Origin of the sequence: Actinomadura geliboluensis (assembly GCF_043197915.1) — a bacterium.
GTDB classification, from domain to species: domain Bacteria; phylum Actinomycetota; class Actinomycetes; order Streptosporangiales; family Streptosporangiaceae; genus Spirillospora; species Spirillospora geliboluensis.
The window spans coordinates 51,601-66,937 of the sequence record NZ_JBICUA010000022.1; the positions used below are offsets into that span (position 1 = coordinate 51,601).

General features: G+C 72.7%; 10 protein-coding genes and 1 pseudogene. 10 read left to right on the forward strand and 1 reads right to left on the reverse strand.

The window, feature by feature from the left end; translation table 11 throughout:
- Positions 1-37 precede the first annotated feature (37 nt).
- From ACGFI1_RS43295 to ACGFI1_RS43335, 9 genes are all read left to right on the forward strand, one after another.
- Entirely contained in the window at positions 38-1,960 is a 1,923-nt protein-coding gene (locus ACGFI1_RS43295) for a TIGR03960 family B12-binding radical SAM protein (protein ID WP_392733951.1), read from the forward strand.
- 190 nt (positions 1,961-2,150) lie between these two features.
- Entirely contained in the window at positions 2,151-3,008 is an 858-nt protein-coding gene (locus ACGFI1_RS43300; protein ID WP_386875280.1) for a TIGR03936 family radical SAM-associated protein, read from the forward strand.
- Between the two features lie 207 nt (positions 3,009-3,215).
- Complete coding sequence (locus ACGFI1_RS43305; protein ID WP_392793476.1) at positions 3,216-6,428, forward strand: Rne/Rng family ribonuclease; 3,213 nt, start codon at positions 3,216-3,218, stop codon at positions 6,426-6,428.
- 289 nt (positions 6,429-6,717) lie between these two features.
- Positions 6,718-7,032, forward strand: a complete 315-nt coding sequence (rplU, locus tag ACGFI1_RS43310) for a 50S ribosomal protein L21 (RefSeq protein WP_392793477.1) — start codon at positions 6,718-6,720, stop codon at positions 7,030-7,032.
- A 14-nt stretch (positions 7,033-7,046) separates the two neighbouring features.
- On the forward strand, positions 7,047-7,304 hold the full coding sequence (rpmA, locus tag ACGFI1_RS43315; protein ID WP_138638714.1) for a 50S ribosomal protein L27: 258 nt from the start codon (positions 7,047-7,049) through the stop codon (positions 7,302-7,304).
- A gap of 92 nt (positions 7,305-7,396) precedes the next feature.
- Positions 7,397-8,794: a GTPase ObgE gene (gene obgE / locus ACGFI1_RS43320; RefSeq protein ID WP_138638713.1), complete on the forward strand. Its 1,398-nt coding sequence runs from the start codon at positions 7,397-7,399 to the stop codon at positions 8,792-8,794.
- Between the two features lie 19 nt (positions 8,795-8,813).
- Positions 8,814-9,920 carry a glutamate 5-kinase gene (gene proB / locus ACGFI1_RS43325; protein ID WP_205719430.1) on the forward strand — a complete coding sequence of 369 codons (1,107 nt, stop codon included), beginning with the start codon at positions 8,814-8,816 and terminating at the stop codon, positions 9,918-9,920.
- A 52-nt stretch (positions 9,921-9,972) separates the two neighbouring features.
- Positions 9,973-11,235: a glutamate-5-semialdehyde dehydrogenase gene (locus tag ACGFI1_RS43330; protein WP_392793478.1), complete on the forward strand. Its 1,263-nt coding sequence runs from the start codon at positions 9,973-9,975 to the stop codon at positions 11,233-11,235.
- A gap of 64 nt (positions 11,236-11,299) precedes the next feature.
- Positions 11,300-13,057: a TIGR03767 family metallophosphoesterase gene (locus ACGFI1_RS43335; RefSeq protein ID WP_392793479.1), complete on the forward strand. Its 1,758-nt coding sequence runs from the start codon at positions 11,300-11,302 to the stop codon at positions 13,055-13,057.
- Positions 13,058-13,099: 42 nt separating this feature from the next.
- Here ACGFI1_RS43335 and ACGFI1_RS43340 read toward each other — a convergent pair whose 3' ends face one another.
- Complete coding sequence (locus ACGFI1_RS43340) at positions 13,100-14,131, reverse strand: M48 family metalloprotease (protein ID WP_387072935.1); 1,032 nt, start codon at positions 14,129-14,131, stop codon at positions 13,100-13,102.
- A 145-nt stretch (positions 14,132-14,276) separates the two neighbouring features.
- On the opposite strand from ACGFI1_RS43340, the pseudogene ACGFI1_RS43345 reads away from it, so the two are divergent.
- Positions 14,277-15,289: pseudogene (locus ACGFI1_RS43345) on the forward strand (RNA-guided endonuclease InsQ/TnpB family protein); the annotation flags it as partial.
- Positions 15,290-15,337: the final 48 nt, after the last annotated feature.

Sequence of the window (15,337 nt, forward strand, 5' to 3'; positions counted from 1 at the left end):
CGCTCATCCCCACGTCCCCAGCACGGAGGATTCCGTCATGCCGGTCGAGTCGCTCTTCCCGCGCCTGGAGCCGCTGCTCCCGAGCGTGCAGAAGCCGATTCAGTACGTTGGCGGCGAGCTGAACTCCCAGCTCAAGGACTGGGACGAGGCGGACGTCCGCTGGGCGCTGATGTACCCCGACGCCTACGAGGTCGGCCAGCCGAACCAGGGCGTCCAGATCCTTTACGAGATCCTGAACGAGCGCGACGGCGTCCTCGCGGAGCGGACCTACTCGGTCTGGCCCGACATGGAGGCCGTCATGCGCGAGCACGGCATCCCGCAGTTCACGGTCGACGCGCACCGCCCGGTCGCCGCGTTCGACGTGCTCGGCGTGTCGTTCTCCACCGAGCTCGGCTACACCAACCTGCTCACGGCGCTCGACCTCGCGGGCATCCCGCTGGAGGCCGCCGACCGCGGCGACGACCACCCGATCGTGATCGCGGGCGGGCACGCGGCGTTCAACCCCGAGCCGATCGCCGACTTCGTCGACGCCGCCGTGCTCGGCGACGGCGAGGAGATCGCGCTCGGCATCACCGAGATCATCCGCGAGTGGAAGGCCGAGGGCGCCCCCGGCGGCCGGGACGAGCTGCTCATGCGGCTCGCCGCGACCGGCGGCGTGTACGTGCCCCGCTTCTACGACGTGACGTACCTGCCCGACGGCCGCATCCAGCGGGTCGCGCCGAACCGCCCGGGCGTCCCGTGGCGGATCGAGAAGCACACCGTCATGGACCTCGACCAGTGGCCCTACCCGAAGAAGCCGCTCGTCCCGCTCGCCGAGACCGTGCACGAGCGGTTCAGCGTGGAGATCTTCCGCGGCTGCACCCGCGGCTGCCGGTTCTGCCAGGCCGGGATGATCACCCGCCCGGTGCGGGAGCGGTCGATCACCACGATCGGCAACATGGTGGAGCAGGGCCTGAAGGAGTCCGGCTTCCAGGAGGTCGGGCTGCTCAGCCTGTCCAGCGCCGACCACAGCGAGATCGGCGACGTCGCCAAGGGCCTCGCCGACCGCTACGAGGGCACCAACACCTCGCTGTCGCTGCCGTCCACCCGGGTGGACGCCTTCAACATCACGCTCGCCAACGAGTTCTCCCGCGGCGGCCGGCGCTCCGGCCTGACGTTCGCGCCGGAGGGCGGCTCCGAGCGGATGCGCAAGGTGATCAACAAGATGGTCACCGAGGACGACCTGATCCGCACCGTCAGCACCGCCTACGAGAACGGCTGGCGGCAGGTGAAGCTGTACTTCATGTGCGGTCTGCCCACCGAGGAGGACGAGGACGTCCTCGCGATCGCCGGCATGGCCAAGCGGGTCATCCAGGCCGGGCGGGAGGCCACCGGCCGCAAGGACATCCGCTGCACCGTGTCCATCGGCGGGTTCGTGCCCAAGCCGCACACCCCGTTCCAGTGGGCCGCGCAGTGCGACCACGAGACCGTCGACCGGCGCCTGCACGCCCTCAAGGACGCCCTGCGCGGCGACAAGGAGTACGGCCGCGCCATCGGCCTGCGCTACCACGACGGGCAGCCGTCCATCATCGAGGGCCTGCTGTCGCGCGGCGACCGGCGGGTCGGCAAGGTCATCCGCGCCGTCTGGGAGGACGGCGGCCGCTTCGACGGCTGGAGCGAGCACTTCTCCTACGAGCGCTGGACGTCCTGCGCCGAGGAGGCGTTCGCCGGCGAGCCGGTCGACCTCGCCTGGTACACCGTCCGGGAGCGCGACGAGGTCGAGGTCCTGCCCTGGGACCACCTCGACGCCGGGCTCGACCGCGAGTGGCTCTGGCAGGACTGGCAGGACGCCGTCGACGAGACCGAGGTCGAGGACTGCCGCTGGACGCCCTGCTACGACTGCGGCGTGTGCCCCACGATGGGCACCGAGATCCAGATCGGCCCCACCGGCAAGAAGCTGCTCCCGCTCTCCGTGGTCTGAGGAGGCCCCGGGCGGCGACCCGCGCGGGAGTCCGGGTGTCCGGAAGCGGTTGCGGGATCGGCCTGAGCAGCGGCGGTCCGGGCCTCGCGGCACCCGCGCTTGGCCGAACGATGCTCGGGGACCCGTACTCTATAGGGAGACCTAGTTTTTCGACTCGACACGAGTAGGAAGGACCAGAACCCTGGCACCCATGCCGGAGGGTCCGGCGCCGGCCCCCGTGACCCAGCGACTGCGCGTCCGCTACGCCAAGCGGGGCAGGCTGCGGTTCACGAGCCACCGCGACATTTCCCGGGCCGTGGAACGCGCCGTCAGGCGCGCCGGGATCCCTGTCGCGTTCAGCGGCGGATTCACCCCCCACCCGAAGATCTCGTACGCGGGTGCGGCGGCGACAGGGGTGGCCAGTGAGGCCGAATACCTCGAGATCGGGCTCACCGAGACCCGCGATCCTGCGCGGGTCCGGGCCGATCTGGACGCGGCTCTGCCCCCCGGGCTCGACATCGTCGATGTCGTGCCGGTCCGGGCGGGCCGCGGCGACGCACCGGTCAAGCCGGGCGCGTTCGCCGATCGGCTCCAGGCGTCCGAATGGCGGATCAGGCTGGACGGCGTGCCCGAGGGCGACGCCGCCGCCGCCGTGGCCGCCTTCATGGCCGCCCCGGTCATCGAGGTGGAACGCCTCACCAAGAAGGGACGGCGCCGTTTCGACGTGCGCGCCGCCGTGTCCGCGTGTGAGCTGGACCGGCGCGCCGCGGAGGCGGCGGATGCCCCTTGTGCGATACTTCGAATGGTTGTTCGGCATTCCACACCGGCCGTACGACCCGACGACATCCTCACCGGACTGCGCCAGGTCGCCGACCTCGCGCCGCCGTCACCGCCGCTGGTGACCAGGCTGGCGCAGGGGCCCCTCGACGCGGACACCGGTGGCCTCGCGGATCCCCTGGATCCCGACCGGGAGACCGGCCTGCCGTCCGGCGACGACGCCGAGACGGCCCGCGGCCCTGTGCGGCCGCAGCCCGGGGACGCCGCGAGCGAGGATGCCGTCAGCGCCTGACCGGGGGACCGAAGCCGTGGGAGCACGGAACCGGTTCCGCAGGGTACGGCTGGCGCGCCCCCGACGACTTCGTCGTCGCGGCCGGACCACCGTCCGGCCATGACGACGCCGATGACTGACGAGGTGCTCCCGCGCGGCGCACCGCACCGATCCGCCCCCGGGCGGGACGGGCGGACGCGCCCGGGAGCCTGACGGGAGATTGCCCGGATGCTTGAGAACGAAGTCGATTCGGCCGCGGCCGACGGCACCGAAGAAGAGACGACCGAGACCGCGAGCGGCGCGAACGGGAGTGCGGCGGAGCAGGGCACGGGCGTGACCTCGCGCCCGCGCCGGGCGAGCCGGCCCGCCGGCCCGCCGCCCGAGGTGGACGACGCCCCCGCGGAGCCCCCCGCCGCCGAGGCCGGCGAAGCCGAGACCGAGGAGGCCGAAGAGGCCGAGACTGCGGAGGCCGAGACGGCGGAGGCCGAGACGGCGGAGGCCGAGGCGAAGGAGACCGAAGCCGGGGCCGAGGTCGCGGAGCCCGCGGCCGAGGAGACCGCGCCCGAGACCCAGGCCGCGCCCGAGCCCGAGGCCGCGCCTGAGCCCGAGACCGCGGAGCCGGCCGCCGAGGAGGCGCCCGAGCCGCCGAAGCGGGCCACCCGCACCCGTACCCGCGCCCGCGGCGCCAAGGCCGCCGCCGAGACGCCCGCGCCCGTCCCCATGACCGGCGCCGAGACCTCCCCCGAGACCTCCCCCGAGCCCGAGGCGGACGCCGAGGAGGCCCCCGCCCCCCGCACGCGCACCCGTGCCCGCCGCCGCACGGCCGCGGCCGCCGAGCCGCCCGCCGTCCCGCCGGTGCCGGAGATCCCCGCCGTGCCGGTCGCGGGCGCCGAGGTCACCCCCGAGCAGGTGTCGGAGACCGAGCCCGCGAGCGGCGTCGGCATCCCCGGCGTCACGTTCCAGCCCCCCATGGTCGTCTTCCAGCCGCCGCAGCCGAAGGCCGAGGCGCCCGCCCGTCCCAAGGACGAGCCGGAGCAGCCGGCCGCCGAGCGCGACACCGGCGACGACGACCACGATCACGACCACGGCCCGGCCGACGAGGACGACTCCGAGGACCGCCCGTCCCGGCGGCGCCGCCGCCGCGGCGGCCGGGGCCGCGGCCGGGGCAGGGACGGCGCCGACGACGAGGCGCCGGCCGAGGAGGCCGAGGCCGAGGAGCCGGCCAAGGACGAGCAGCCCAAGTCCGGCAAGGCCGCCAAGAGCACCAGGTCGAGCAAGGCGGCCAAGAAGGACGCCGCCAAGAAGGACGCGGACAAGGAGCCCAAGGCGGAGGAGGCCGAGCAGGAGGCCGACGACGAGGACGACGGCGACGCCCAGTCCGGCACCAGCCGCCGCCGGCGCCGCCGCAGGCGCCGCTCCGGCACCGACGGCGAGAACGGCGCCGACACCGACGACCCGCCGAACACCGTCGTGCACGTCCGCACGGCCCGCGAGGAGCGCGCCGCCGCCGAGGACGAGGTGCGGTCCGTGCGGGGCTCGACCCGGCTGGAGGCCAAGAAGCAGCGCCGCCGCGAGGGCCGCGAGCAGGGCCGCCGCCGCCCGCCGGTGATCACCGAGGCGGAGTTCCTGGCCCGCCGCGAGTCGGTCGAGCGGGTCATGGTCGTCCGGCAGGAGGGCGAGCGCACCCAGATCGCCGTCCTGGAGGACGACGTCCTCGTCGAGCACTACGTCAACCGCGCAACGCACCAGTCGTACGTGGGCAACGTCTACCTGGGCAAGGTCCAGAACGTCCTGCCGTCTATGGAGGCGGCGTTCGTCGACATCGGCAAGGGCCGCAACGCCGTCCTGTACGCGGGCGAGGTCAACTGGGACGCCTCCGGGCTGGAGGGCCAGCCGCGCCGCATCGAGTCGGCGCTGAAGTCGGGCCAGTCGGTGCTCGTCCAGGTCACCAAGGACCCGCTCGGCCACAAGGGCGCCCGGCTCACCAGCCAGGTCTCGCTGCCCGGCCGCTACCTCGTGTACGTGCCGGACGGCTCGATGACCGGCATCAGCCGCAAGCTCCCCGACAAGGAGCGCAGCCGCCTCAAGTCGATCCTGAAGAAGGTCATGCCGGACAACGCCGGCGTGATCGTCCGCACCGCCGCGGAGGGCGCCACGGAGGAGGAGCTCTCCCGCGACGTGTCGCGCCTGGCGGCCCAGTGGGAGAGCATCCAGAAGAAGGTGAAGACGGCCTCGGCGCCGTCGCTGCTCTACGGCGAGCCCGACCTGACGATCCGGGTCGTGCGCGACATCTTCAACGAGGACTTCTCCAAGCTGGTCGTGTCCGGCGCCGAGGCGTGGGACACCGTCTCCGAGTACGTCGAGTACGTGGCCCCGCACCTCGCCGACCGCGTCGAGCGCTGGACGGGCGACCAGGACGCCCTGTCGGCGTTCCGCATCGACGAGCAGATCGCCAAGGCCCTCGACCGCAAGGTGTGGCTGCCGTCCGGCGGCTCGCTGGTGATCGACAAAACCGAGGCCATGACGGTCATCGACGTCAACACCGGCAAGTTCACCGGGCAGGGCGGCAATCTGGAGGAGACCGTCACCCGCAACAACCTGGAGGCGGCCGAGGAGATCGTCCGCCAGCTGCGGCTCCGCGACGTCGGCGGCATCGTCGTGATCGACTTCATCGACATGGTGCTGGAGAGCAACCGGGACCTGGTGCTGCGCCGCCTCGTCGAGTGCCTGTCGCGGGACCGTACCAAGCACCAGGTCGCCGAGGTCACCTCGCTGGGCCTGGTCCAGATGACCCGCAAGCGGGTCGGCCAGGGCCTGCTGGAGGCGTTCTCGGAGACCTGCGAGTCCTGCAACGGCCGCGGCATCCACGTCCACCTGTCGCCGGTCGAGCCCAAGCCGGACAAGGCGGCCGGCAAGGAGAGCGGCCGCCGCCGCAAGCGCAAGGGCGAGGTCGAGAAGGCCGTCGAGGAGAAGCTGGCCCACCACGAGGCCAAGCCCAAGGAGCAGGCGGCCGAGCCGGCGCCCGAGCCCGTGGCCGAGGTCGAGCCGGAGCCGGAGGCCAGGCCCGAGCCGGTCCGGACCCGGCCGAGGAGGTCGGGCCCGGCGAAGCGCCCGGCGGGCCCGCCGCCCGAGATCGACGAGTCCCCGGCCCAGGCCGCGGTGGAGGCCGCCGAGGCCGCCGAGGAGGCCGCGGGCACCGCCCCCGGCGCCCTGGACTCCGCCGAGCCCGTCCCGGTGACCGCGAACGGCGCCGAGCCGTCCGGCGGCGAGCTGAACGGCGCCGGCCCGGTCGCGGCGGACGCCTCGGCGGCCGAGTCCAACGGCTCCGCGCCCGCCGAGGCCGCCGCCGAGCCCGAGCCGGAGGCCGAGCCGGCCGCCCGGCGGCGCCGCACCCGGCGCACCCGCGCCACCGCCGACGTCGGCGAGTCCGCGGACGACTGACGAAGTGCCCGGTGCCCTGGCCGCGCGTTCGCGTTGCGGTCAGGGCATCCGGTATCCTCGTACTTCGGCGCGTCGTGGGCGCGTCAACTGAACCCGCACCACGAACCCCGTCCGGGGTCCGTTCGGTGCTCACCTCGCCGATCCGGTGAGGGCAAGCAGAGAGCGCCAGGGTCTTTCCTGGTGTGCCGCTCTCGGCCCGGTGCCGGGGGTAGGCCCCCATCCGGGGGCTGGTAAGCCACGCGTGGGACCGGTTCAGTCCGGAAGCGCGCGCAGACGAAGGGTTTCCGCGGTGTACGCGATTGTCCGCGCAGGCGGCAGGCAGGAGAAGGTCGCCGTCGATGACGTGCTGACCGTCGACAAGCTGGCCGGCGAGGTCGGCTCGACCGTCACGTTCCCGGCGGTCCTCGTCGTGGACGGCGAGAACGTCGTCAGCGGCTCGGCCGACCTGGTGCGCTACGAGGTGACCGCCGAGATCCTCGGCGCGGTCAAGGGCCCGAAGATCAACATCATGCACTACCGGAACAAGACCGGGTACAAGCGGCGGATGGGTCACCGTCAGCCGTACACCGAGGTCAAGATCACCGGTATCAAGGCCGGGAAGTAAGGGAGAGCGGTCTCATGGCACACAAGAAGGGCGCATCGTCCAGCCGCAACGGTCGCGACTCCAACGCCCAGCGCCTCGGCGTGAAGCGCTTCGGCGGCCAGGTCGTCAACGCGGGCGAGATCATCGTCCGGCAGCGCGGCACCCACTTCCACCCCGGCCCGGGCGTCGGCCGCGGCGGTGACGACACGCTGTTCGCGCTGGTCGCGGGCTCGGTGCAGTTCCGCCGGTACCGCGGGCGCAACGCGGTGAGCATCGTCCCGCCGGCGGAATAGTCCGCCTGGGTTCCAGACGTTTCGAAAGGGGCGGACCGTTCGACGGTCCGCCCCTTCGCCTTTTTCACGAGGTTTCACCGAGGAGAGTCACCGTGGCCGCAGGAGCGGGATCGGGCGCGCAGTTCGTCGACCGGGTGGTGGTGCACGTCGCGGCGGGCAACGGCGGCAACGGCTGCGCCTCGATCCACCGGGAGAAGTTCAAGCCGCTCGGCGGGCCGGACGGCGCGAACGGCGGGCGCGGCGGCGACGTCGTCCTCGTCGTGGACTCCAACGCCGCGAGCCTGCTGGAGTACCACCGGCGCCCGCACCGCAAGGCCGGGAACGGCAAGCAGGGGCAGGGCAGCATGCGGACCGGCGCGGACGGCGGCGACGTGATCCTGCCCGTCCCGGACGGCACGGTCGTGAAGGAGGGCGACCGGGTGCTGGCCGACCTGGTCGGCGAGGGCACCCGGTACGTGGTCGCGAAGGGCGGCCACGGCGGCCTCGGGAACGCGGCGCTGGCCTCGGCCAAGCGCAAGGCGCCCGGGTTCGCGCTGCTCGGCGAGCCGGGCGAGGCCCGGGACGTGGTCCTGGAGCTGAAGAGCGTCGCCGACGTCGCGCTCGTCGGGTTCCCGAGCGCGGGCAAGTCGTCGCTGATCGCGGCGCTGTCCGCCGCGAAGCCGAAGATCGCCGACTACCCGTTCACGACGCTGATCCCGAACCTCGGCGTGGTCAGCGCCGGCGACACGACGTTCACGGTCGCGGACGTGCCGGGCCTGATCGAGGGCGCCAGCGAGGGCCGCGGCCTCGGCCTGGACTTCCTGCGCCACATCGAGCGCTCGTCCACCCTCGCGCACGTGCTCGACTGCGCGACGATGGAGCCGGACCGCGACCCGCTCAGCGACTTCGAGGTCATCGAGCGCGAGCTGCGGGCCTACGACCGGGTGCTCGGCGACCGGCCGCTGTCGGACCGGCCCCGCATCGTGGTGCTGAACAAGGTCGACGTGCCGGACGGCCGCGACCTCGCCGAGATGGTCCGCCCCGAGTTCGAGGCGCGCGGGCTGCGGGTGTTCGAGGTGTCGGCGGCGACGCACGAGGGGCTGCGGGAGCTGTCGTTCGCGATGGCGGCGATGGTGGCGGAGTACCGCGCGTCGCTGCCGCCGGCGGAGCCGACCCGCATCGTGATCCGGCCGGAGCCGGTCGGCGGCGACACCGAGTTCGAGGTCAAGGCCCTCGGCGACAACACCTACCTGATCACCGGGACGAAGCCCGTCCGGTGGCTGCGGCAGACCGACTTCGCCAACGAGGAGGCCGTCGGCTACCTCGCCGACCGGCTCGCCCGGCTCGGCGTGGAGGACGCGCTCGCCGAGGCGGGCGCCAGCGCGGGCGCCACGGTCCTGATCGGCACCGCCGACGACTCGATCGTGTTCGACTGGGAGCCGGACGTCCCCGCCGGCGAGGCCGCCACGGGCCCGCGCGGCACCGACCGCCGCCTGGACGGCTGGTCGTGAGCGGGGAGGCGCGGGAGCCGTGAGCGAGCGCGAGGAGATCGCCAAGGCCCGCCGGATCGTGGTGAAGGCGGGGTCGTCGTCGCTGACGACGCCGCTGGGCACGATCGACGCGAACCGCATCGACGCGCTGGTGGACGTCCTCGCCGCGCGCCGCGCCGACGGCACCGAGATCGTGTTCGTGTCGTCCGGCGCGATCGCCGCCGGGCTCGGGCCGCTCGGGCTGACCCGCCGCCCCGGGGACCTCGCGACCCAGCAGGCGGCGGCGAGCGTCGGGCAGGGCCTGCTGTTCGCCCGCTACACCTCGTCGTTCGCCCGGTACGGGCTGACGGTCGGGCAGGTGCTGCTCACCGCCGACGACATGATGCGCCGCTCGCACCACCGCAACGCGCAGCGGACGCTGGGGCAGCTCCTCGCGCTGGGGATCCTGCCGATCGTGAACGAGAACGACACCGTCGCCACCGACGAGATCCGGTTCGGCGACAACGACCGGCTCGCGGCGCTCGTCGCGCACCTGATCCGCGCGGACGCGCTGGTCCTGCTGTCGGACGTCGACGCGCTCTACACCGGCGACCCGCGCCAGCCCGGCGCCCGCCGCGTCGACGACGTCCGCGGGCCGGACGACCTGAGGGACGTGAAGCTCGGCCGGTCCGGGCGCGTCGGCACGGGCGGCATGGTCACCAAGGTGGAGGCGGCCCGCATCGCGGGCATCCCGGTGGTGCTGACCAACGCCGCGTCCGCCGCGCACGCGCTCGCCGGCGACCGGGTCGGCACGCTGTTCCACCCGGCCGAGGGGCGCCGCATGTCGACGCAGAACCTGTGGCTCGCGCACGCCACCACCGGCCAGGGCCGCGTCACACTGGACACGGGGGCCGTCGAGGCGGTGGTGCGGCGCCGCAAGTCGCTGCTCCCGGCCGGGGTGACGGGGGTGGACGGCGACTTCGCCGCCGGCGACCCGGTCGACCTGTGCGACCCGGACGGCCGCGTCGTCGCGCGCGGCCTGGTGAACTACGACGCGTCCGAGATCCCGGAGCTGATGGGGCGCTCGACGCGCTGGCTGGCGCGGGAGCTGGGCGCCGGGTACGAACGCGAGATAATCCACCGCGACCATTTGGTGATTCTGAAATGACCGGGGGGCCTGGGGGCGTCCCCCGGACCGGCTCGAACGAGGGAGCGTTGTGATGGGCGAGGGCGAGCGCGAGGAGTTCCTGCGGGTGGCGCGGCGCGCCAAGGACGCGGCGGCCGGGCTGGCGCCGCTGCCGCGGGCGGCGAAGGACGCGGCCCTGCACCGGATCGCGGACGCGCTGGTCGCCGCCGCCTCGGAGATCGTGAAGGCGAACGAGGTCGATGTCGCGCGGGCCCGCGAGAACGGCACCTCCGAGTACATGATCGACCGGCTGAGCCTGTCGGAGGCGCGGATCGCCGCGATCGCCGAGGCGGTCCGGCAGGTCGCCGCGCTGCCCGACCCGGTGGGGGAGACGGTGCGCGGGAACGTGCTGTCGAACGGCCTGGAGCTGCGGCAGGTGCGGGTGCCGCTCGGCGTCGTCGGGATGATCTACGAGGGTCGGCCGAACGTGACCGTGGACGCCGCGGCGCTGTGCCTGAAGAGCGGGAACGTGGCGATGCTGCGCGGCTCGTCGTCCGCGCACGACTCGAACACGGTGCTGGTCCAGGTGATGCAGGCCGCGCTCGCCGACACCGAGGTCCCCGCCGACGCGGTGCAGCTCGTGCCGGGGACGTCCCGCGAGTCGGTGAAGCACCTGATGCGGGCGCGCGGCCTGGTGGACGTGCTGATCCCGCGCGGCGGCGCGTCGCTGATCAACTCGGTGGTGGAGGAGTCGACCGTCCCCGTGATCGAGACGGGCGTCGGGAACTGCGCCGTCTACGTGGACGCCGCCGCCGACGTGGACATGGCCGTCGAGATCCTGCTGAACGCCAAGACGCAGCGCCCGTCGGTGTGCAACGCGGCGGAGACGTTCCTGGTGCACGCCGACGTCGCCGACGCGTTCGTCCCGCGCGCGCTTGAGGCGCTCAAGGCCGCCGGGGTCACCGTCCACGGCGACGACCGCATCCGCTCTTACAGCGACGACGTCGTGGAGGCCGGTGAGGACGACTGGTACGCCGAGTACCTGTCGCTCGACATCGCCGCCCGCGTGGTCGACTCCCTGGAGGACGCCGTCGCGCACATCCGCACCTACGGGTCGGGGCACACCGAGGCGATCGTGACGGCGTCCCAGCCGGCCGCGAAGCGCTTCGTGTCGCTGGTCGACTCGGCCGCGGTGATGGTGAACGCCTCGACGCGGTTCACCGACGGCGAGGAGTTCGGCTTCGGCGCGGAGATCGGCATCTCGACGCAGAAGCTGCACGCGCGCGGCCCGATGGGGCTGCCGGAGCTGACGTCCACGAAGTACGTCGTGACCGGTGAGGGCCACACCCGCGGCTGACCCGTCAAAGTTGTGACATTTTTGCCATTGATGTCACGTTGAGGCTGTGGTCTGATTCACGATTGTGACTCGTGAGTACAGCCGCCGCCGCGTGCTGAAGGGCGCCGCCCTCGGCGCGGGGATCGCCTCGACCGGGCTGGCCGCGTTCCCCGCGCGTCCCGCCGCCGCCGCTGCCGCGCCCGCGCTGGCCGGCTCCGCCGCCGGAACCACCCTCGACCGGACGTACGTGCTCGGCGCGGCGGGCGCGGGCGGCTACCGCCCGGTGATCACCGGGCCGGGGGAGCCGCACCTGCTGCGCCGCGACCTCGGCGGCACCGCCGCCGCCCGGCGCGCCGCGACCCGCCGCGGGATCCTCGCGTTCGGGCACCTCACCGACGTGCACGTCATCGACGCGCAGTCCCCGGCCCGGGTCGAGTTCATCGACCGGATCCGGGACCTGGTGAGCGGCTTCCCCGAGGGCGGATGGCGGCCGCAGGAGATCCTGTCCACGCAGGTCGCCGAGGCGATGGTGCAGGCGATGAACCGGGTCGGCCGCGGCCCGGCGACCGGCCTCGGGCTGGCGTTCACCATCAACACCGGCGACGCCGCCGACAACGTCCAGTACAACGAGATCCGCTGGATCATCGACCTGCTGGACGGCGGCCGCGTCCGCCCCGACTCCGGCGACCCGAACCGGTACGAGGGCGTCATGGACTGGACGTCCTACGACCGCGCGTACTGGCACCCCGAGGGCGCGCCGCCCGGCGCGCAGCCCGACGTCGGCTACGCCAAGTACGGCTTCCCCCGCGTCAAGGGCCTGATCGACGCCGCCCGCCGGCCGTTCCAGGCGACCGGCCTGGCCATGCCGTGGCTCGCCGCGTTCGGCAACCACGACGGCCTCATCCAGGGCAACCTGCCGGTGAACCCGCTGGTCTCCGGCCTCGCCACCGGCGGCATCAAGATCGGCGCCCCGGCGGACGACGGCCAGGCCGAGCGGCTCGCCCGCATGATCCAGAACGCCGACGCCGCGGAACTCGTCCGGCTCAGCCGCGAGCAGGGCGGCGCGGGCGGGCTGTTCCGCCCGGTCACGCCCGACTGGGACCGGCGGATGCTGTCGCGCCGGGAGGTCGTCGCCGAGCACTTCACGACGTCCGCGTCCCTGCGCGGCCACGGCTTCACCGCCGCCAACCTCCTGGAGGGGACGGCCTACTACGGATTCGACCAGGGCGTGGTGCGCGGTCTCGTCCTCGACACCGTCAACCCGAACGGCTACTCCGAGGGTTCCCTCGACAAGAAGCAGTTCGCGTGGCTGGAGGCGCAGCTCAAGGCGGGCAGCAGCCGCTACCACGCCGCGGACGGCACCGTCGTGAAGCACAGTGTGAAGGACCGGCTGTTCGTGCTGTTCAGCCACCACCCGATCGGCTCGCTGGAGAACCCCCTCGGCGGCGATCGCGTCCTCGGCGACGAGGTGCGGGCGCTCCTGCTGCGCTACCCGAACGTCATCCTGTGGGTGAACGGCCACACGCACCGCAACCAGGTCATCCCGCACGCCCGCGAGGGATCGGGAGGCTTCTGGGAGGTGAACACGGCCGCGCACATCGACTTCCCGCAGCAGAGCCGCATCGTCGAACTGGCCGACAACGGCGACGGCACCCTGTCGATCTTCGCGACGATCCTCGACTCCGCCGGGCCCGCCTCCTACGGCGGCCGCCTCACCGACCCCGTCCGGCTGGCGTCGCTGTCCCGCGAACTGGCGGGCAACGACTGGCAGGACCGCGACTCCGACCGCCGCGGCGAGACCGCCGACCGCAACGTCGAACTCCTCGTCCCGGCCCCGTTCTGAAAGAAGGGCCGCCGCGTCCGTGTCGCGGCGGCCCGAGCCCCGCTACCGGCTCGTCGGCCCGTTGTCGCGGCGGGTGAGCCGGTCGAACAGCCCGCCGGCGGCGCCCGCCGCCGCGTCCGCCACGTCGCGGACCTTGCCCACGAACGGGTCGGCGGTCCGCTCCCACGACTCCCGGTAGGAGCGCGCCGCGTCCTTGATCTCCTCCCGGACGGACGCGCTGTCGTCCTCGTCGCGGCGCGTGTAGTCCCCGGCGAGGATCCGCTCGTACTCGCCGCCGTGCGCCCACCGGTCGATCTCGGCGAACCGGATCACCGCGAACGGGTGCGACTGCCCGAGCAGGTTCAGGAACTTCAGGATCCCGTCCCGCACATCGCCGGCCGCGTCGTACTCGCGCGCCTGCTGCCGGAACGCCTCCGCGCTCATCTCGCCGAGCCGGACCCCGCCCGCGAGCTTCATGTTGGCCCGCTTCGCCGCGTCCACGTCCTGCCCGGCGAGCAGCCCCGCCCGGTCCGAGGACAGCTCCGCCTTCCGGAACCACTCCCGCAGCCCGATGATGATCGCCGCGATGCCGACGTTGCCGAGCGGCAGCCACGCCAGCCGCGACCCGAGCTGCAGCAGGATCTGCATCATCGTCTGGTACACCGCGTGCCCGGACAGGATGTGCCCGACCTCGTGCCCGATGACGAACCGCAGCTCCTCGTCGTCCAGCAGGTCGAGCAGGCCGGTGTTCACCACGATGAACGGGTGGTCGGAGCCGAGCGCCATCGCGTTCGGCGTCGGGTCCTGCCGGACGAACAGCTCCGGCACCTCGGGCATGTCCAGGATGTAGCAGGCGTCGCGCACCATGTCGTGGATGTGGCGGAACTGGTCCTCGCCGACCCGCACCGTCCCGCCGAGGAACATCAGCCGCAGCGACCGCTCGTTGATCAGCCCCGACATCTTGCGGAGGACGACGTCGAACCCGGAGAGCGAACGCAGCGCCACCAGCGCCGATCGGTCCGCCGGGTGCTCATAGGCCCGGGAACTGATCCCCGGGAACCGCGTCCGCGCTCGATCCGGTGTGTTCTCCGTCATGTCTGACCTCCTGAAGGGTGCGAAGCCCGGTCTGCCGGGCGGGCGGGACGGGGTGCGGCGGCGGCCCCGTGCCACCGCGGCTCCGGACGAGAGAGAACGGGGAAACGGCCTGCTCTCGATCATGTGTTCGGATAGTGTGCGACTCATGACGCAGCGTGTCCAGATGACCTTCCGGTACCGCTTCCACCCGACGGCGGAGCAGGCCGAGCAGCTGGGCCGCACTTTCGGCTGTGTACGTCTGGTCTACAACATGGCCCTGGAGGCGCGCATCCGAGCTCTCCAGGACGGGCGTCCGCTGACCTACGGCGAAACGTCCGCGCTGCTCACCGTCTGGACGAAGAAGGACGAGTTCTCCTTCTTGAGGGACGTCTCCTGCGTGCCGCTGCAACAGGCGCTGCGTCATCTGCAGGCGGCCGTCGGCAATTTCCTGGCCGGACGCGCGAGGCGACCGCGGTTCACATCGCGCGGGCGATCCCGCGCGTCCGCCGAGTTCACGCGATCGGCGTTCACGTACTGCGACGGCCGACTGACCCTGGCCAAGATGAGGTCGCCGTTGCGGATCGTGTGGTCGCGTCCGTTGCCGGAGGGTGCGGAACGCCACGAGCGATCGCATCGGCGGAGACTGGTCAAGGCGCAGCGCGCGCTGTCCCGAAAGCTGCCCGGATCGGCCAACCACGCCAAGGCCAGGCTCCGGCTGGCCCGGGTCCACGCCCACGTCGCCGATCGGCGACGTGACCACCTGCACAAGCTCACGACTCGTCTCGTCCGCGAGAACCAAGCGGTCGTCATCGAGGATCTCAATGTCGGCGGCATGGTCCGCAATCATCGTCTCGCTCGCGCCATCGCGGACGCCGCCTGGCGAGAAACGAGGTCGACGCTCGAGTACAAATGCGCCTGGTACGGACGTGAGCTGATCGTCGTGGACCGCTGGTTCCCCTCGTCCAAACGCTGTTCGTCCTGCGGCGCTGTTCGGCAGGACATGCCTTTGGACGTGCGCAAATGGACGTGCGGATGCGGAGCGGAACACGATCGGGACGTCAACGCGGCCCGTAACATCCTCGCCGTCGGGCTGGCGGAGAGGCGAAACGCCTGTGGAGCCGATATCAGACCTCAACGGGAGACTTCTTTCCGAGCGGGCGATCGGCGACGAAGCAGGAATCTCCCTTCCCCAGAGGAGAAGCCAAGTCTGGCATGGTAGTTCCGACG